Annotated in this window: 23 protein-coding genes; 9 read left to right on the forward strand and 14 right to left on the reverse strand. The window is 65.2% G+C overall.

Annotated features, from left to right (window positions below; all coding sequences use genetic code 11):
• The first annotated feature begins 1 nt into the window (after position 1).
• Together HW932_RS09470 and HW932_RS09475 are read left to right on the forward strand one after the other, a co-directional pair.
• Positions 2 to 856, forward strand: coding sequence for an SIR2 family protein (locus tag HW932_RS09470; RefSeq protein WP_176976246.1), 855 nt, complete (start codon positions 2 to 4; stop codon positions 854 to 856).
• A complete protein-coding gene (locus HW932_RS09475; protein WP_281358199.1) occupies positions 769 to 1995 on the forward strand; it encodes an acyltransferase family protein in 1227 nt (408 codons plus the stop codon). Before HW932_RS09470 ends, HW932_RS09475 begins: the two co-directional genes overlap by 88 nt.
• Here HW932_RS09475 and draG read toward each other — a convergent pair.
• The 8 genes from draG to HW932_RS09515 all read right to left on the reverse strand — a co-directional run bounded on the left by draG (position 1972) and on the right by HW932_RS09515 (position 7806).
• Positions 1972 to 2901: an ADP-ribosyl-[dinitrogen reductase] hydrolase gene (draG, locus tag HW932_RS09480; protein ID WP_176976248.1), complete on the reverse strand. Its 930-nt coding sequence runs from the start codon at positions 2899 to 2901 to the stop codon at positions 1972 to 1974. The two genes, HW932_RS09475 and draG, sit on opposite strands and share 24 nt — an antisense overlap.
• Positions 2873 to 3457, reverse strand: a complete 585-nt coding sequence (locus tag HW932_RS09485) for a nitrogen fixation protein NifQ (RefSeq protein ID WP_176976249.1) — start codon at positions 3455 to 3457, stop codon at positions 2873 to 2875. The genes draG and HW932_RS09485 overlap by 29 nt, the downstream gene beginning before the upstream one ends.
• Positions 3458 to 3459: 2 nt before the next feature.
• Positions 3460 to 3807: a 2Fe-2S iron-sulfur cluster-binding protein gene (locus HW932_RS09490; RefSeq protein WP_176976250.1), complete on the reverse strand. Its 348-nt coding sequence runs from the start codon at positions 3805 to 3807 to the stop codon at positions 3460 to 3462.
• Positions 3808 to 3843: 36 nt separating this feature from the next.
• Positions 3844 to 4128 (reverse strand): 2Fe-2S iron-sulfur cluster-binding protein, encoded by a 285-nt coding sequence (locus HW932_RS09495; protein ID WP_091331790.1) that lies wholly within the window; start codon positions 4126 to 4128, stop codon positions 3844 to 3846.
• Positions 4129 to 4214: 86 nt separating this feature from the next.
• On the reverse strand, positions 4215 to 4493 hold the full coding sequence (locus HW932_RS09500) for a 4Fe-4S dicluster domain-containing protein (protein WP_176976251.1): 279 nt from the start codon (positions 4491 to 4493) through the stop codon (positions 4215 to 4217).
• Between the two features lie 28 nt (positions 4494 to 4521).
• Positions 4522 to 6024, reverse strand: a complete 1503-nt coding sequence (nifB, locus tag HW932_RS09505) for a nitrogenase cofactor biosynthesis protein NifB (RefSeq protein WP_176976252.1) — start codon at positions 6022 to 6024, stop codon at positions 4522 to 4524.
• Positions 6025 to 6347: 323 nt separating this feature from the next.
• Positions 6348 to 7091, reverse strand: a complete 744-nt coding sequence (locus HW932_RS09510) for a hypothetical protein (protein WP_176976253.1) — start codon at positions 7089 to 7091, stop codon at positions 6348 to 6350.
• 58 nt (positions 7092 to 7149) lie between these two features.
• Entirely contained in the window at positions 7150 to 7806 is a 657-nt protein-coding gene (locus HW932_RS09515; RefSeq protein ID WP_176976254.1) for a P-loop NTPase family protein, read from the reverse strand.
• A gap of 113 nt (positions 7807 to 7919) precedes the next feature.
• Here HW932_RS09515 and HW932_RS09520 point away from each other — a divergent pair, with 113 nt between their 5' ends.
• Positions 7920 to 8546: a D-sedoheptulose-7-phosphate isomerase gene (locus HW932_RS09520; RefSeq protein WP_246296751.1), complete on the forward strand. Its 627-nt coding sequence runs from the start codon at positions 7920 to 7922 to the stop codon at positions 8544 to 8546.
• A gap of 15 nt (positions 8547 to 8561) precedes the next feature.
• Here the strand turns inward: HW932_RS09520 and HW932_RS09525 are convergent, their stop codons facing one another.
• Positions 8562 to 9239 carry a sulfite exporter TauE/SafE family protein gene (locus HW932_RS09525; protein ID WP_176976255.1) on the reverse strand — a complete coding sequence of 226 codons (678 nt, stop codon included), beginning with the start codon at positions 9237 to 9239 and terminating at the stop codon, positions 8562 to 8564.
• 84 nt (positions 9240 to 9323) lie between these two features.
• Here HW932_RS09525 and pyrE point away from each other — a divergent pair, with 84 nt between their 5' ends.
• Together pyrE and HW932_RS09535 are read left to right on the forward strand one after the other, a co-directional pair.
• Positions 9324 to 9965, forward strand: coding sequence for an orotate phosphoribosyltransferase (gene pyrE, locus HW932_RS09530; RefSeq protein WP_176976256.1), 642 nt, complete (start codon positions 9324 to 9326; stop codon positions 9963 to 9965).
• A gap of 3 nt (positions 9966 to 9968) precedes the next feature.
• Entirely contained in the window at positions 9969 to 10973 is a 1005-nt protein-coding gene (locus HW932_RS09535) for a DUF4124 domain-containing protein (protein WP_176976257.1), read from the forward strand.
• A 72-nt stretch (positions 10974 to 11045) separates the two neighbouring features.
• Here HW932_RS09535 and HW932_RS09540 read toward each other — a convergent pair whose 3' ends face one another.
• Positions 11046 to 11270, reverse strand: coding sequence for a hypothetical protein (locus HW932_RS09540; RefSeq protein WP_176976258.1), 225 nt, complete (start codon positions 11268 to 11270; stop codon positions 11046 to 11048).
• A 106-nt stretch (positions 11271 to 11376) separates the two neighbouring features.
• On the opposite strand from HW932_RS09540, the gene HW932_RS09545 reads away from it, so the two are divergent.
• The gene (locus HW932_RS09545) at positions 11377 to 11853 is read left to right on the forward strand and encodes a tRNA (cytidine(34)-2'-O)-methyltransferase (RefSeq protein ID WP_176976259.1); all 477 of its coding nucleotides are present in this window, start codon (positions 11377 to 11379) and stop codon (positions 11851 to 11853) included.
• Here HW932_RS09545 and HW932_RS09550 read toward each other — a convergent pair.
• The 4 genes from HW932_RS09550 to HW932_RS09565 all read right to left on the reverse strand — a co-directional run bounded on the left by HW932_RS09550 (position 11850) and on the right by HW932_RS09565 (position 14245).
• Positions 11850 to 12854, reverse strand: coding sequence for an NAD(P)H-dependent glycerol-3-phosphate dehydrogenase (locus HW932_RS09550; RefSeq protein WP_176976260.1), 1005 nt, complete (start codon positions 12852 to 12854; stop codon positions 11850 to 11852). The genes HW932_RS09545 and HW932_RS09550 overlap by 4 nt on opposite strands.
• A 2-nt stretch (positions 12855 to 12856) precedes the next feature.
• Entirely contained in the window at positions 12857 to 13330 is a 474-nt protein-coding gene (gene secB, locus HW932_RS09555) for a protein-export chaperone SecB (protein ID WP_176976261.1), read from the reverse strand.
• Positions 13331 to 13405: 75 nt separating this feature from the next.
• Positions 13406 to 13828 (reverse strand): rhodanese-like domain-containing protein, encoded by a 423-nt coding sequence (locus HW932_RS09560; protein ID WP_176976262.1) that lies wholly within the window; start codon positions 13826 to 13828, stop codon positions 13406 to 13408.
• A gap of 48 nt (positions 13829 to 13876) precedes the next feature.
• Complete coding sequence (locus tag HW932_RS09565) at positions 13877 to 14245, reverse strand: ArsR/SmtB family transcription factor (protein ID WP_176976263.1); 369 nt, start codon at positions 14243 to 14245, stop codon at positions 13877 to 13879.
• A 218-nt stretch (positions 14246 to 14463) separates the two neighbouring features.
• On the opposite strand from HW932_RS09565, the gene HW932_RS09570 reads away from it, so the two are divergent.
• The 3 genes from HW932_RS09570 (at position 14464) to HW932_RS09580 (ending at position 17707) form a co-directional block, all read left to right on the forward strand.
• Positions 14464 to 15729 carry a murein hydrolase activator EnvC family protein gene (locus tag HW932_RS09570; protein ID WP_343047152.1) on the forward strand — a complete coding sequence of 422 codons (1266 nt, stop codon included), beginning with the start codon at positions 14464 to 14466 and terminating at the stop codon, positions 15727 to 15729.
• A gap of 61 nt (positions 15730 to 15790) precedes the next feature.
• The gene (locus HW932_RS09575) at positions 15791 to 17125 is read left to right on the forward strand and encodes a S41 family peptidase (RefSeq protein ID WP_176976265.1); all 1335 of its coding nucleotides are present in this window, start codon (positions 15791 to 15793) and stop codon (positions 17123 to 17125) included.
• 30 nt (positions 17126 to 17155) lie between these two features.
• The gene (locus tag HW932_RS09580; protein WP_176976266.1) at positions 17156 to 17707 is read left to right on the forward strand and encodes a DJ-1 family glyoxalase III; all 552 of its coding nucleotides are present in this window, start codon (positions 17156 to 17158) and stop codon (positions 17705 to 17707) included.
• Positions 17708 to 17746: the final 39 nt, after the last annotated feature.

Here is a 17746-nt window from a genome sequence, read left to right on the forward strand (position 1 = left end):
GATGTCAGTCAACCTCGAAACACTCGCCGCCGGTCTGGCCGGCGGCGATCTGGCGCCCTATCTGGGGGCGGGCGCCCTGGCCGGTGCGGTCGATCCGCAGACCGGGGAGCCGATCCCCGCCGATAGCGACAGTCTGATCCTGGCCATGAACAATGGTCAGCCGATGTCGACGCGGCTGATGTGGGAGTTCTCGCGCGCGGCCATGAACGTCGAACTCAAGCGCGGTCGCGGCGCGATCCATCGCTTTCTGAACACGACCTATGCCGAGCGCACCTGGACCCGCTCGCCGCTGCACGACTGGCTCGCGCACATCCAACCGCCCTATGTGATCGACATCAACCGCGATCTCCAGCTCCAGGACAGCTATGCCGGGCGCCCCCATACCCTCGTCCGGGGCATCGCCCGCACCGGCGGCACCGACTATCGTTTTCGCATCCACGCCTATGACGGCGAGCGCTATACCGAGGTCGATCAGGCCGAAGTCGATCCGGCGCTCCCGATCCTGTTCAAACCCATGGGCAGCCCGCGCCCGGACGCGACCTACATCGCCTCGGACGCTGACTATGTCGATTACATCACCGAGCTGATGGGCGGATTCGCCATTCCGAGCTTCGTCAAGACGTTGCGCGCCGGCAAACAATATGTCTTCCTCGGCCTGAGGCTTCTGCGCGACACCGAGCGCATGGTGCTCTCGGATATGACCTATGGGGCGGGCGCACCGACCGGCTGGGCGCTGATCCCGGAGCCGACCGACAAGGAACGTCGTTTTTGCGACAAACGCGGCATCGAGATCCTGAAAGCCGACATCGCGGACCTGCTCGCGGTATCCTCGACACCGGAACCCACGGCGGCCTAGACACCGCCACAGCGCGACAGTGTCGAGGAGCCGATCTGAACCCCGTCATCGAACTGGTCCGCGGCCTGGCCGCCTGGATGGTCTTCACGGCCCATGCCGCCCATCTGCTCACGCCTGATCCAGCTTTTCTGAAGTTTCTCTGGACCGGAGTCGACCTGTTCTTCGTGATCAGCGGCTTCGTGTTCGCCCCGTTGCTGCTGTCGGGCGGCTTTGCGATCCGACCCTATGCGATCCGGCGCGTCTTCCGTCTCTATCCGCTCTATCTGGTCTCGCTGCCGCTGTACTACCTGATCGCGCCCGAGTCGCCCGACAAGCTCCTCTATCTGCTCAGGCATCTGGTCTTTCTCGGCACCACCAGCGGCGCGCACGAAGCCTTCTTCTTCAATCCGGCCTACTGGAGCCTGCCGGTCGAGGTCGAATACTATCTGCTGCTGCCGCTGCTGGCGCTGATCGTCGCGGGCCGGCTGTGGGTGGTGCTGGCGCTGTTCGGGGGTTTTTGTGTCGTGCGGTTCGGGATCGTGCTGGGAGCCACGTCCTTCGCGAGTCCGGATCCGAACTGGCTGTCGATCCTGCGGGTCCATCTGCCCGGCATCCTGATCCAGTTCCTGATCGGGGTCTTCGTCCATGTGGCGCATCAGCACTGGAGCGACTCAGGGCGACGCCTGTGGCCGATGCTCGCCGGGGCGGGCGGGTTCGCGCTCTGGCTGAGCCTGGGACTCTTCTTTGCGCGCCATGGCGATCCGGGGATCAGCGCTCATCTGTGGTTGAAGTCCTATTTCAGCCTGCTGTGCGCCATCGGCTATGGGCTGATGCTGTTTGGGCTACTGGGGCTGTTGCGCGGTCTGGACGGACGCGCTCGACGGTCGGCCTTCTTCCTGGGCAACCTGAGCTATGGCGTCTATCTGTTCCATATCCTGGTGCTGCGGCTCTACGAACGGTCGGACCTGGCGCTGCCGGGAGTCCTGGCCTTCATCGTCTGTGCGCTCGCGGTGCTGGTGCTGGCCCTGCTGGGCCATCACCTGGTCGAGCATCCGGCGCGCACCTTCGGTCGTCGTCTGGCATCGCGCTATCAGCCGATGCAAGCCCCTCTCCACTCGCGGGAGAGGGCGGCTGATTCATCGCTTGGATCTGCTCAATAGCTCCAGCGCCTGCCGGCGACAGAGTCGGGCCGTCTCCCGATCCAGGGCTTTGAGCCAGCGCCGGGGAATGGCCTCGAATCCATACAGGGCGCCGGCGATCATGCCGAGGATGGCGCCGGTGGTATCGGCATCGCCGCCTCGATTGACCACATCGATCAGGGCCGATTCAAAGCCATCCGTGGCGAACAGCGCTTGGAAGACCGCGCGCAGGGTCTCGACGATATAACCGCCGGGGTTGTCCTGACGGCGCTCGCCGTCGAAGGCAAAGCGTGGTTCCGCCTCGACGAGTGCATCGGCGAGCAGACGCAAATCTTCCAGCGATCCGCCGAGCAGGGCGGTCTGAGTCATTCGGATGACGCTGAGGGTTCCGAGATCGGACAGGGCGTTGTGATGGGTGACATGGGCCTGGAGCCGATTGGCTCGATCGACCGCCTCGGGTTCGGCGCCGAGCGTGTAGAGCGCGACCGGCAGACAGCGCATACAGGCCCCGTTGCCGGCATCGTATTCGTGCTCCGGAACCTCGGTCGTTCCAGTGCGCCGGTAGAGACTGATGCCGCGCCGGACCGTATGACCGATGTCGACCGGCTTGCCGCGCATCCAGTCGCTGAAGGCTTCGGCGATGGCCGGGGCGTCGAGTCCGTCACGCTCCAGGATCGCTCGCCCGAGCGCAAGACTCATCTCGGTGTCGTCGGTCACGCGCCCCTTGGGCAGTCGGAGCCAGCCGCCGCCGAGGATGTTGCGATGGATGCCATGGTGTTCGCGGATCTCGCGCGGGGTCATGAACTCGACCGTGGCCCCGAGTGCATCACCGATCGCCAGCCCCAGATAGGCCGCAACGGCGCGATCACGTAACCGGGCGTCGCTACTCGCGCCCCGGTCAATCCTCAGGCCCAAAACAGTTCGCATAGTCGACACAGACCCCACAGGATGGCGCACGGCAGACATAGATGCCCTCCGACTCGCACAGTTGCTTGTAGAGGAAGCGTTTCCACTTCATGTCATGGACGTTGCGCGCCGCCAGCTCGGGGAAGTTGCGCCGCATCAGCTCGGTCAGCTCGGCGCGGTTCCAGAGTCCGAGATCGTGCCACAGATGATCGTTGGCCAGGCAACCGCTGGCGACCACGCGCGCCATCCAGGCTTCCGACGGCGAACGGCCGGCACGATGGGTCAGCAGCAGTTCGATCAGCTCCTCGCGCTCCTCCAGGCGGTTGCCCAGCAGCGGGCTGGCGCCATCGGAGGAACCGAGCACGTCCGGCGAGACGCCAGGGAAATGATGCGCCATGAGGCGTTTGAAGTCGGCCTGATCCAGCCCGAGCCAGGCGGGCAGGGCGCCGCCGCCGGCCGCGCGCGTGGCGATCATGCCGGCGAAGGCGCGATCGTTGCCGTCCCCGGCCGCGCGGACCATCAGGCGGGCGAAGACGTGGTCGACTTCCCGAGTCAGGTCGCGGGCCAGGGTCGACATGATCAGTACTCCACGAGGATGTCTTCGTCGCGCACGATCATCTGACAGGCCAGACGCCATTCGCTCGGCATGTCATCGAGCGCCAGCCGGTCGATGTCCTCCTGGGTCAGCTTGCCGAGCTGACGCAGTACGGTGATCTCCTTGTCAGTGAGGTGATAGCCCATGCGCTGCTTGTCGTCGACGCTGGTCACGCGCACGATGCAGCTTCCGCACTCGCCGTCCTGGCAGTCGTGCTTGACCGGGATCTTGTTTTCCTTGGCGATCTTGAGGATGGTCTCGGTGTGGCTTCCGGCCACGGCGTAGACAGTCTTGTCCTTGTAGTCTGGATTGGAAAAGGTCACGAGGGCCACGGGGGTTCTCCGTCGAATCGGGGTGGGATCAGGCCGTCAGGCCGGCTTGACGCGGCAGTCGCCGAGGATCTGAGCCTGGCAGGCGAGGCGATCGTGGCGGCTGGCCATGTTCTCGCGCAGCACCTTCTCTTCCAGCACCGAGGGTTCGGTCAGATTGTTCCAGCCTTCCTCCACATGCATCATGCAGGTGCCGCAGTCGCCCTCGCGGCAGCCGTAGATGATGCCGGCGCCGATCTTCTCGGACACCTCGATGACGCGAGTGCCGGCCGGGACGTTGACGGTCTGGCCGATGTCGGTAAAGGTGATCTTGGCTTTCGCCATGATGTCGGACTCCTAAGTTTGAATGGTCGGTCGTCAGTGATCGGTCGTCGGGAACCACGGGCGCGCGGACGAACCGATCGCGAGGTTCAGCGCGCCCGGATCTCGGCTCTGGCGGCGGCCAGACGCTCAGGTGGAATGCCGGTCAGCGAGCCGGGCGGATTCAGCGGCATGCCCAGGCTATCGAGAATGACCCCTTCGACCGGGCAGATGCTCGCGCACTGTGGATCGGCGTACTCGCCCTCGCATTCGGTGCACTTGTGCGCGTCGATCAGGAAATGCGGTTTGGCGGCGACGATGGCCTGACTCGGGCACAGCGGTTCGCAGGCCCAGCAGTTGACGCAACCCTCGATGATCTTGAAGGCCATGGGTGTTGGCTCCCGGTGGATGACTGACTCAGGCCGACAGGCGCTCGGGTTCGGCGGTGACGGACTCCAACCGACCGGCGTCGAGCAGCTCGCGATAGACGGCGGCGACCGCGTCCTCGATCGGCTCCAGGGCATGTTCGCCGTTGGGCGCGATACCGGCGGCCTCCAGCTTTCCCCAAGGCTCGTAGCCGATGCGCGCGCACAGCACCACCTCACAGCCGTCGAGCGCGCGGATGGTCTGCTCCAGGCGGGTCTCGGCCTCGCCGCAGGTCTCGCTGCCGGTGCAATAGAGATCGACCTTGCGCGCCCCGATGAAACGCACGTCCTGGGCCGAAGCCTCGTAGATCAGGAACTCGCGCGCATGGCCGAAGTGCTGGTCGATGACGCCGCCGCCCGTGGTTGCGACCGCCATCAGCACCGGGCGGGACTCGGGCTGTTTGGGCTGAGGGCGGGCGCGCTCGATGGAAGCCAGTGAGACGAGGGCCACCTTGGTTTGCTGGTGCTGCGCGGCGCGCCTGGCCTCGATCTCGGCCTGGACCTCGGCGCGCTTCTGCATGGCCGCCGCGTAGTCGATCTCCAGATGCTCGATCTTGTCGAGCGTGAACTCCTGACCGCGATCCTCGCCCAGCATCCCGACCGCATCGGCGCGGCACTGACGGCAGTGACGCATCATGGCCATGTCGCCGGCGCAGGCGTCCTGGAGGCTCTGGAGTTCAGCCGAAGTCGGACCGCGCTGGCCCATGAGTCCGTAGAAGGTGCCATGCTCGGGCTCGGCGATCAGCGGCATGACGTTGTGCAGGAAGGCGCCCTTGGCCTTGACCACCCGGCTGACCTCCTTGAGATGTTCGTCGTTCACACCCGGAATCAGCACCGAGTTGACCTTGACCAGCACCCCACGCGCGACCAGCTTCTCCAGGCCCTCCTGCTGGCGACGGATCAGGATCTCGGCGGCCTTGCGCCCCTTGATGCGACGGTTGTTCCAGAAGATCCAGGGATAGATCTTGGCGCCGACGTCGGGGTCGACACAGTTGATGGTGATGGTGACGTGCTCGATGTTGTACTGACAGAGCTCGTCGACCAGATCGGGCAGGGCCAGACCATTGGTCGAGACGCACAGCCGGATGTCGGGCGCCTTCTCGGCGAGTTGACGGAAGGTCTCCAGGGTGCGCTCGGGGTTGGCGAGCGGATCGCCGGGACCGGCGATGCCGAGCACCGTCATCTGCGGAATGGCCGCCGCCACCGCCAGCACCTTCTTGACGGCCTGATCCGGCGTCAGGAGTTCGGAGACGACGCCCGGACGCGACTCATTGGCACAGTCGTATTTGCGGTTGCAGTAGTGACACTGGATGTTGCAGGCCGGGGCGACCGCGACATGCATACGCGCATAGTGATGATGCGCGTCCTCGGAGAAGCAGGGATGATTGTTGACCTTGGCGCGGATCGCCTCAGGCAGATGGGCCAGCCGGTCGGCACTACCGCCACAGCCGCTCGACGCGCAACCCCCTTGGGTCTGTACTTTCAACTCCAGCATGCGGCCTCCAGTGAATCAGGGGCGCCGGCCCCGGTGAAACGAATCTCTGGAGGAGTGAATGCAAAGCGTGCGCCAAATCTTTTTTTGACGCTAGATCGTTGATTATTCGATGACTAGAATCCGAGGGCAGGCGTCTTTGTGAGGATCGCGACAGTGGCGATCACAGTCCATTGTGAGGATCGGCACGGGCCGACCGAAGGCGTGCAAACAGGCGGGATGGCTTTGCTCTGGCCCCATCGACGCGGTTCGAATGATTCGAAATCACTCGAACCGCGCCTGGAGGTTCTCGTCGGCAGCGAGCCGAGAATCGGACGCGCAGCGGATCAGCTCTCCTTGAGGTGGTGTGCCAGCCGGGTCGCGTCCGGCATGGAACCCAGGACCGGCAGATCCAGATAGCGCGCGATCTGGCGCTCGGATTTGAAGGAAGGATCGGACAACTCCAGTATCCCGATCAGGAGCAGCACGGCCAGCAGCGACAGCACCAGGATGAGCGCCACGCGCGGCAGTCGCTCCGCACTCCAGGGCGTCGTCATCCCCACGACGCTCAGACCGCCATCGGCCTGGAAGCTGTAGGGCGCCGCGGCCTCGGAGGCTGGATGTCGCGCCGCGCCATCCTCGATGCGTTGGGCGAGCCGCTCACCATAGAAGTCGACCATGGCCTCGCCCAGACGCGCATTGGAACCCTCATAGGTCAGACGAAGTCGCGAGCCGGAGTCGCTCGCGAGCCGCATGGATCCATGGGCCGTGCGTCTGAGTTCCTGACCGGTCGGCAGTATGCCGGCGCTGTCCTGGAGTTCGAGTCTCTGCTGCAACTGGCTCAACGCAAAGGTATCGAGAAAGAGCTGATCCGGATCGGCCAGCAGGGTCTCCAGGGTCAGCGTATTGACCGGACTATTGGTGGCCGCGATGCGCAGGTCGCCGGAATAGGTGAAATCCTGAGTGACCGCGAAACTGTCGACACGCAGCGCGGCGACGATCAGATAGAGGATGACGGGTACCAGGGCCATGAGTGTCCAATGTTTGCGCTCCTGGAAAGCCGCGAGATAGCGTTTGATATAGAAGCCCATGTCGTCCTACCTTGTAGAATGAATCGAAGATGACCGCTGTGCGAAGATTTCGAACTCGTTATTGTTTGGTGGCCGGCTCACGGTGTTGATTGATGGTCACGCCGATCACGTTGGCTCCGGCCGCCTGCATGATCGTATAGGCCCGCTTGACCTGCTGTTTCGGCGTGACCCCGGTCTGGACCACCATCACGACGCCATCGACCATTCCCGAGAGCATCACCGGATCCATCATCATGCGATTGGTCGGGAAGATGGAGGCGCTGTCGACGATGACGAGGTCATAGGATTTCTTGGCCTGTTCGATCAGACGATTGACGACTCCAAAGACATCGCCATTCATCTTCGTATGATCCTGATGATCGATGGGCGCGACCAGCAGATCGGGAGACTGATCTCCGTTCTTGGCCACGAGTTCATTGAGATCGGCCTGAATGATGCGCTCCATCGGTTGATTCAATTCGTGGCCGAAACAGCGGTGCACCGAGGGCCGATACCAGTTGAGATCCAGCACGGCCACGCGATGCTTGCCCAGGCTCGCGGTGGTCGCCGCGAGCGCTGAGGCGAAGAGGCTCTTGCCCTCGCCATGCAGGGCGCTCGTGACCAGTACGGCCGCCGGTGTCCGATTCTGCAGGGCATGATCGATCGCACAGGAGATGCGCTTGATCTCGGCGATCTGCCCGAGGGCTTGCCGTTGTCTTTCCTCTAGTGTGTTCATGATCTTTGGTCCATTGGATTTTGGAGTACGGCGTGCAAGGAACCATTAGTATATAGCACGAAAAAAGCGGCTCGATCGGCGTGCCGCGGAATGGCGACCCCCGAGGCCCATGCATGATGACTGATTTGGCGTCCACCCCTTCCATGGATCGGAACCGGGGATTTTCGCAACGCTTGCACGACCGGCTCGATGCCGCCCTGGATCTGCTCGGGCGTGTGCGCGCCGACGAGGAGCTGCTGGCGGCGACGCTGGAGGCCGCGACCCGGACCGCCGAATCGATCGCGCGCGGCGCCACACTCTTCATCTGCGGCAACGGCGGCAGTGCGGGCGAGGCGACCCATCTGAGCGGCGAGCTGATCGGTCCCTTTCTCGACAAGGGCCGCCGTCCGCTGCCGGCCATCGCGCTCGGTTTCGACGCCAGCGCCACCTCGGCCGTGGCCAATGATTTTTCCTTCGATGAGATCTTCGCGCGTCAACTCGCCGCGCTGGCCCGCCCGGGCGACGTGCTCTGGGCGCTGTCGACCAGCGGGCGTTCGCCCAATGTGCGCCGCGCCCTGGAGACGGCTGCCGACAAGGGAATGCTGAGCGTGCTGCTGACCGGCGCCCGGCACGAGGATCTGCCGCCCCAGGCCGACATCGTGCTCGCTGTCCCCTCGCGCGAGACGCCCCGCATCCAGGAGATGCACCTGATACTGGGGCACTTCCTGTGCGAGATCGTCGAGTCCCTGAATCGGGACTGAGACCGGGCGACCGCCTCACACGACCATGGCCAGCCCGAAGCCGATCACCAGCAGTCCGGCCAGATGCCGGATCCAGGGGCGCTCGGCCAGACGCGCCACGGCGCCGGCCAGGAGCGCGAGGCCGAGCAGGTTCGGCAGGGTGCCGAGGCCGAAGGTCAGCATGATCAGCGCCCCGGCGAGCGGATCGGCGCTCGACATCGCTATGATGAGCACGCTGTAGACCAGGCCACAGGGCAGCCAGGCCCAGAGGAAGCCGATGACGGCGGCCTGTCCCAGGCGTCGGACCGGCAGGAAACGCCGCGCGATGGGTTCCAGCCGACGCCAGAGCGGCGCACCCAGGCGCTCGACGGCGGCGAGCGCGGCGGACCAGCCGGCCAGATAGAGTCCCAGCAGAACCATGGTCAGGCCGGCCAGTCCCTGGAGCAGGTGCTGCATTGCGGGCAGGGCCTCCAACTCGATCAGCGCGGCGCCCAGCCCGCCGAAGAGCGCGCCCGCCACCGCGTAGCCACTGATGCGTGCCAGATTATAGGTGAGCTGATAGGGCAGCATCCGCCAGGGATCGCGGCGGATCTCGGGAGTCATTCCCAGCGTCAGTGTGGCGACCAGCCCGCCGCACATGGTCAGGCAATGCACGCCGCCCAACAGCCCGACGGCCAGGGCCGTGAAGTACACTTGCGGCTGAGAAACTTCCATCGTGGAACCTCCCGGATCCGAACTCGATCAGACACGACCGCGAGGCTCCACCGACTTCCGACCGTGCGGACAGGAACCCTGACGATGCATGATTATCAACGTGAACTGCTGGACTTCGCCACCGAGATCGGCGCCCTGCGCTTCGGTGACTTCACTCTGAAATCCGGACGCCGCAGTCCCTATTTCTTCAATGCCGGACTCTTCTCCAGCGGCCTGCGGCTCGCGCGTCTGGCACGCGCCTATGCCCATGGCATCCAGGCCGCCGGGATCGCCTTCGACGTGCTCTACGGCCCGGCCTACAAGGGCATCCCGCTGGCGGCGGCCACGTCCGTGCTGCTGGCCGTCGAGCATGGCCGCGACACGCCCTATGCCTTCAACCGCAAGGAGGCCAAGGATCACGGTGAGGGCGGGCTGATCGTCGGCTCGCCGCTCGACGGGCGCATCCTCATCATCGACGACGTCATCACGGCCGGCACCTCGGTGCGTGAGTCGGTCGAGATCATCCGCGCGGCCGGCGCGACGCCCGCCGGCGTCGTCATCGCGCTCGACCGCCAGGAGCGCGGTCAGGGCGAGCGCTCGGCCGTACAGGAAGTCGAGGACCAATTCGGCTTGCCGGTCCGGGCGCTGCTGACCATGGCCGATCTCATCCTCTACCTCGAAGAGAAGGGCACGGATGCCGCCCTGCTGGAGTCCATGCGCGCCTATCGCACGCGCTACGGAATCTGAACCATGAGCCGCTCGGCCCCATCCAAGCGGCCCGTATCGGCTCGACGACTGGCGATCCTGATGCTGATGCCGGTCCTTGGGCTGGCGTCCTGGACTGCGTCGGCCCAGAAGCTCTACCGTTGGGTCGACGACCAGGGTGAGGTCCACTATACCGATCAGGTGCCGCCTGCGCAGGCCGACAAGGCACGCGCCCGCCTTTCGGAGCAGGGGATCGCCGTCGAGACCCAGCCGGCGGTGCCGACCGGAGAGGAGTTGGAACGCGCCAGGGAGCTGGCGCGCCAAAAAGCCGAGGAGGAGCGGCGCCGCGCCGAGCGTCAGGCCAAGGACGAGCGTCTGTTGAAACTCTACCGCACGGTCGATGAACTGGAATTGGCCCGTGATGGCCGAATCGCCGCGATCGAGGCGAGCATCCAGGCCAAGCGTGATGACATGCGCGACGAGACGCGAACACTGATCGCCCTCTACGAGGAGATGCGGACGCTCCAGAAAGCGGAAAAGCCCGTCCCGCTCGATCTGATGAGCCGGATCGACTCATCAATGACGAACATCCGCAATGGCTACACCGAGATCGTCGACAACGAAGCGCGCAAGCAGAGCGTTCAGGACGAATTCGAGGGCGACATCGCGCGTTTCAGACAGCTCAGGCGCCTGCCGGCGCCGGATGAATCCGCCGTGGCGGCCAGGCCTGAGCGCAATGGCTCGACCCTGGTGAGTTGCCGGGATCGGGAGCAGTGCCATGCCTATTGGGAGCGTGCCGTCAGCTATGTCCGCGCGCATTCGGACCGGGACGGTGAGGTTCTCGGACCCGGACTGCTGATCGCCTTTCAGCAGGACGAGCGTGAGATTCGCACCCTGACCATCGCCTGGACCCAGGAGGCGGTCGATCGGCCGGTCTGGATCTATCTGGACATTCAGTGCCGGCATCGGCTGACCGCCAGCCTGATCTGCGTCGATCCGAATGTGCCCAGGGTGCGGGAAGGGTTCAGAGCCGCTGTGATGGATGAGTGAGCGACGGGGGCCGCCGAAACGACGAAACCCGCACTCGGGCGGGTTTCACAGGATTCGTCCGGACGACTCGTCTCAGAGACGCGAGGAACCGACGATCTCGTGCGCCAGATCCACGACGCGATTGGCCATGTCCATGTATTCCTGACGATAGTTGGCGAGCATACCGTCCGAGGAGGCCCAGTAGTCCTTGCCGGTGACACCGTGCTGGTGCTCGTACTCGATGAACTGCTTCTGCATCTCCAGCATCTTGTCGATCAGATCCTGCTTTTCTTTCTTCAGCGCCGCGATGTCGGTCATGGAAGGTGTCCCCCGGTCTGGGATTGGCTGTCGAGCCTTGTGGTTTCAGTAAATGCGGATGCATTAATATAGCACGCGCCTAGGAAAAGATGTAAAGCCTCCCGATATGTTCGAGATCATCCTCTACGAGCCGGAGATTCCACCCAATACCGGCAATGTCATGCGTCTGACCGCCAATCTCGGCGCGCGTCTGCATCTGATCGAGCCGCTCGGCTTCTCGCTCGACGACCGGCTGCTGCGGCGGGCCGGACTGGACTATCGGGAGTGGGCGGACGTGCGGACACATGCGTCGCTGGCGGCCTGTCTCGCGACCCTGGAGCGGCCCAGGCTGCTGGCCGTCAGCACACGCGGGCGCGTGCCCTATGTCGATCTGGAGTTCCAGCCGGGGGATGCCTTTCTGTTCGGCCCGGAGACCCGCGGGTTGCCGGAATCCGTGCTGGAGTCCGTCTCCGAAGAGCACCGTCTCCAGATCCCCATGCGTCCGGGCAACCGCAGTCTCAATCTCTCCAACGCCGTGGCCGTGGTGCTCTACGAGGCCTGGCGCCAGCAGGGATTCGCCGGCGCGGCTGAAATGGGAGACTAGCCGAACTCCGGCTTGGGCTCGCGCTCCAGGAGGGCGCGCGTGGCCTCGGCCGGCGAGACGCCTTCGTGGAGCACGCGATAGACCTGTTCGCTGATCGGCATCTCGATCCCGAGCCGCGCGGCGAGACGATGGACGGCCAGCGCCGTGACGACGCCCTCGACCTCCTGCCCGATCTCGGCCTTGGCCTCGTCGACGGACTTGCCGCGCGCCAGTGCCAGACCCATGCGCCGGTTGCGCGACTGATCGTCGGTACAGGTGAGCACCAGATCCCCGAGTCCGGCCAGTCCGGTGAAGGTCTCGGGTCGACCGCCGAGCGCGGTCCCGACCCGGATCAGCTCGGCCAGACCACGGGTGATGAGCGCCGCGCGCGTGTTGGCGCCGAAGCCCAGACCATCGGCGATGCCGGTGGCGATGGCGAGCACGTTCTTGGCCGCGCCGCAGATCTCCACCCCGACCATGTCCGGGCTGGTATAGGCGCGGAAGGTCGCCCCATGCAGCAGGGTCGCAAAGCGGGTGGCGAACTCCGGCTGGTTGGAGGCGACCGTCACCGCCGTCGGCAGTCCGCGCGCGACCTCGCCGGCGAAGCTCGGACCCGAGACCACGGCCAGCGGGCGCTCGCCGAGTTCTTCCTGAGCGACCGTGTGCAGGAGCTGACCGCTGGCCACGTCCAGGCCCTTGGTCGCCCAGGCGACGCCGAAATCCGCCGGCAGACGCTCGGCCAGTTGGCGCGCGACCAGACGGAAGGCCTGGCTCGGCACGACCACCAGACAGTCGCCGGCACCGTCGAGCGCCTCGTCGAGCGAATCCGTCGGGTGCATCCCGGCCGGGAGCGGATGACCGGGCAGGAAGTGACGATTCTCGCCATCGCGGCGGATCGCCTCGATCTGAGCCGTCTCATGCCCCCACAGCCGCACCTCGTGACCGTTGCGGCACAGTTGCAGCCCCAGGGCCGTGCCCCAGGAACCGGGGCCGAGCAGAGCGATCCGGGCCGGCGTGCACATGGTCAGTGCTGGACCGGCTTGGCGTCGCCGGCCTGTTCGGCGGCCTGCTGCTGATGCTGGGCGAAGAGCACGTCGAAGTTGACGTGCTGGAGCACCAGTTGCGGGAAGCTGCCCTTGACCACCAGATCCGAGACGACCTCGCGCGCATAGGGGAAGAGCAGGTTGGGGCAGTAGGCGCCGAGCAGCGGCCCGAGATCCTCCTCGGAGAAGCCCTGGGCTGTGAAGATGCCGGCCTGCTGCACCTCGACCAGGAAGGCGGTCTTGTCCTCGACCTTGACCGTCACCGTGACCGCGAGCACCACCTCATAAACGGTGGCGTCGAGCTGGTTGATCTTGGTGTTGAGGTTGAGCTCGTGACGCGGCTTCCACTCGCCCCGGAAGATCTCGGGCGCGTTGGGCGACTCGAAGGAGACGTCCTTGGTGTAGACGCGCTGGACGGAGAATTGACGTTCGTTGTTCTGCTGTTCTTCGGTCATGCCGGCACCTAGAGTCTGTGTGTCGTGATGAATAGGGTTCGAGAGATGGCGCGCGGGGCGCTCATCTCCATGGGATCAGCGTTTTTTGCGCGTCAGGGGCAGGCTCGCCGACTCCCAGGCCATGATGCCGCCCTGGAGGTTGTAGACCTCTTCGAACCCGGCCTTGCGCAGATGCGCGCAGGCCACCGAGGACTGGGCGCCGGACCGGCAATTGACGATGATGGGCCGGCCCTTGTATTTGTTCAGGGTCGCCAGTTGATTGTTGAAGCCGTTCATCGGGATGTTCAGGGCATTGATGATGTGCCCGCGCGCATAGTCCGCTGCCGGACGCACGTCGATGATGACCGCCTCGCGATGATTGAGCATCTCTGTGGCCTGGAGCGGCCCGACGCTGCCCTTGCCGCCGACGATGAGATTGTGGGTCAGGAGGCCCAGGATCACGATCAGGGCCAGGAACAGGAACCAGTGATTACCGATGAACTCGATGAGTTGTGACATGGTGTGAGCCGTCTCGTTCGGAATGGGGATCGGGCTGGGCGGCTCGCCCTAGCGGGTGTGATGACAGAAGACCTCGCGCATCATCCCGATCAGTTGCAGGGTGCGATTGTCGCTGACGCGATAGTAGACGCGATTGGCATCCTTGCGCGAGGCGAGGATGCCCTTGTCGCGCAGGATCGCCAGATGCTGCGAGATGTTGCTCTGCGAGGTGCCGACGTGCTCGACGATCTCCTGGACGCTGATCTCCTGGTCGCCGAGCGTGCAGAGGATCTTCAGACGCAACGGATGCGACATCGCCTTGAGCGAGCGCGAGGCGCGCTCGATGTCGGCATCGTCGGCGAACAGATCGATCTCCTCGCCCGCGCTCTCGGGGAGATTCAGTACCGGACGGACGGGATGACTCGAGTTGCCTGCCATTGGATCGCATCTGATCGATTTATCAACGTACAATGATAAACGCTTTCCGACCGGCTGCGAAGCGCCTGGACGAGAAGCGCGCAACGCCATCAACTCGGACACCATCGATGCCTAGTACCCTTCACGGATCCAATCCGAGATTCCAGCGAGGAACTCCAGCGGCGCTCCGATGGTGCTGTTCGTCCGGACGTGCATCCCTGTGGAGCCGATGCACGGTCGTGTTCCTGACCGGGTTTCTGTCGTCATCGAGTCCGTCGTTCGCTCAGTCGGACGCCTATCCGACGCTGGAAGCGCGACAACGGGATCTCAGCACGGTCGAACGCTCGCTCGAGGACATCGGGCGCGAATTGAGCGACAGGCACGCCGACCGGCGCGCCCTGATCGCGGAGTTGGAGGCGCGCGAGCGCAACGTCGCCGAGCTGTCGCTGGCCAATCGCGAACTGGAGCGTCTGGTCGCGGAGCACAATCGTATCGCCGGTGAGTTGCGCACGCGGCAGGTCGAGGAGCAGGCGGCGTTGGGTATCGAGCTCGACCTGCTCGCGGATCTGCTGCGAACGGCCTATGTCATGGGGCGCGCCGACCGTCTGCGCCTGCTGCTCAACCAGCAGGATCCGACCCGCGCCAGCCGCGTCATGTCCTATTTCGCCTATTTCAATCGCGAACGCATGAAGGGCATCCAGGCCGTGCAGCAACGCGCCGAGCGACTCGAACGACTCGCCCGCGACGCCGAGGACGAGGCGCGCCGACTGGCCGAGCTGGCGCGCAGTCAGGAGGCCACGCGCCTGCGGCTCGAAGAGGCCAGGACACGCCGCGCCCAGGTCTTGCGCGATCTGGAGGCCAGCATCACCAGCCGTGCCGAGACCCTCGAGACGCTCAAGCGCGACGCCGAATCCCTGAAGCTGCTGGTCGAACATCTGCGTCAGCACGCCCAGATCCAGGCCGAACTCGACATCCAGCAGGATCCGTTCGCTGAGCTCAAGGGGCGGCTCGCCTGGCCGCTGCTGGAGAATCGCATCCTCGCCGCCTTCGGCACGCGCAAGGAGGCGACCGAGATCGACTGGGATGGCGTGCTGCTGGCGGCCGGCGAGGGCGAGGAGGTGCGCGCGGTCAAGGACGGGCGCGTGATCCACGCCGACTGGCTGCGCGGCTTCGGTCTCTTGATCGTGATCGACCACGGCGACGGCTACATGACGCTCTATGGTCACAACGAGGCGTTGCTGCGCGAGGTCGGCGAGTGGGTCGCGACCGGCGACCCCATTGCGCTCAGCGGCAAGAGCGGCGGGCGCCGGGAACCCGTGCTCTATTTCGCCATCCGGCACAATGGGCGTCCCCAGGATCCGGCGGTCTGGTGCGCGAATCAGGGCCGATACGATCGGCGTTCCAGTCAGGCCCAGCCCGCCGGCGCCAGCCCCCTGGAGGCTGGCGCCCTGATCGTCCGCTCGCCGAATCTGTCGAATCGATGCGAAACATGCGATCCTTCATGACACTGTGTCCAACTCCATTTTTCGCACAATGCTAGCCACCGTCCGCTAGGGATTCATGATGATGCGCCTTCTTCAATTCGTCCTTCCGCTGTGTCTTGGTTTTCTGGTCGGCGCCGTCGCCTGCGCCGAGGAGCCGGCCCCCATCGCGCCGGCCCCGGTCCAGACCGCTCCGGCCGCTGAAACGCCCCAGGATCTGCCGCTCGACGCGCTGCGAACCTTCGCCGATGTCTTCGGACGCATCAAGGAGGACTATGTCGAGGAGGTCGAGGACAAGTCCCTGATCGAGAATGCCATCCGCGGCATGTTGTCGGGACTCGACCCGCATTCGTCCTATGTCGACGGCGAGGAGTACCGCGACCTCCAGGTCGGCACCAGCGGCGAGTTCGGCGGACTCGGCATCGAGGTCGGCATGGAGGACGGTTTCGTCAAGGTGATCGCGCCGATCGACGACACGCCGGCCCAGCGCGCCGGACTCCAGGCCGGCGACATGATCATCCGCATCGACGACAAGCCGGTGAAGGGTCTGAGTCTGAACGAGGCGGTGCAATTGATGCGCGGCAAGCCCGGCACCCAGATCCGGCTCAGCATCCTGCGCGGGAGCGATGAGAAGCCCTTCGAGGTCGTCCTCGAACGCGCGGTCATCCAGGTGGCGAGCGTCAAGAGCCGGATGCTGGAACCCGGATTCGGCTATGTGCGTCTGACGCATTTCCAGGCGCATACCACCGACGACATGCTCAAGGCGATCGAGGAACTCAAGAAAGCCGGCGAGGGCCGGCTCAAGGGGCTGGTGCTGGATCTGCGCAACAATCCCGGCGGCGTGCTCAATGGCGCGGTCGGCGTCAGCGATGCTTTCCTGGCCGACGGGCTGATCGTCTATACCGAGGGCCGGGTCAAGAACAGCCAGATGCGCTTCAAGGCCGGTCCGGACGACGTGCTCGACGGCGCACCGATCGTGGTGCTGGTCAACGGCGGCAGCGCCTCGGCCTCCGAGATCGTCGCCGGCGCGCTCCAGGATCATCGGCGCGCCATCGTCATGGGCACCCGGACCTTCGGCAAGGGATCTGTCCAGACCATCGTGCCGATCGACGAGGACTCGGCCCTGAAGCTGACGACCGCGCGCTATTACACTCCGTCCGGGCGCTCGATCCAGGCCAACGGCATCGTGCCCGACATTGCCCTGGAGCGCGGCGAGTTCAAGCCGCTGGCCGATTCCGGACTCGGTTCGCTCAAGGAGTCCAATCTGGTTCGGCATCTCGACGGACAGGCGCCGGCGGGCGAGGAGCCGGCCGAACCCACACCAGACCCCTTGCCGCTCGCCGTCGAGGATTTCCAGCTCTCCGAGGCGCTCAACGTGCTCAAGGGACTGAACATCCTCGGCGCGGCGGCCAAACCCTGAGCCAACCATCAAGATGCCGGAGGATCCGTCATGCGCGTACTCGTCCCACTCGCCCAGGGCTGCGAGGAACTCGAAGCCGTCACCATCATCGATCTACTGCGCCGTGCCGAGGTCGAGGTCGTGACCGCCGGTCTGACCGAGGGTCCGGTCAGGGCCAGCCGTGACACTGTGCTGCTGCCCGACACCACGCTGGACGCGGTCGTGGACCAGGACTTCGACATGGTCGTCCTGCCCGGCGGGCTGCCCGGCGCCCGGTATCTGGAAGAGGATCCGCGTCTGTGTGCCATCCTGCGTCGTCACGCCGAGCGTGGCGCCTACACGGCGGCGATCTGTGCCGCCCCCAAGGTGCTGGCGAGCGCCGGGCTTCTCGACGGCAAACGGGCGACCTGCTATCCGGGCAGCGTGAAGCCGGAGGACTTCCCGCGTCTGAACCTGATCGACGAACCCGTGGTGATCGATGGCCGGGTCGTCACCGGACGCGGACCGGGAGCGGCCATGGATTTCGCGCTCGCGCTCATCGAGTCGCTCGCCGGACGCGAGCGGCGCGAGGCCGTCGAGTCGGCCCTGATCCGCTCGCATTGATCGAGACGTTCCACCTCCATTCTCAACGACCGCCGCCCC

Source organism: Allochromatium humboldtianum (genome assembly GCF_013385175.1).
GTDB classification, from domain to species: Bacteria; Pseudomonadota; Gammaproteobacteria; order Chromatiales; family Chromatiaceae; genus Thermochromatium; species Thermochromatium humboldtianum.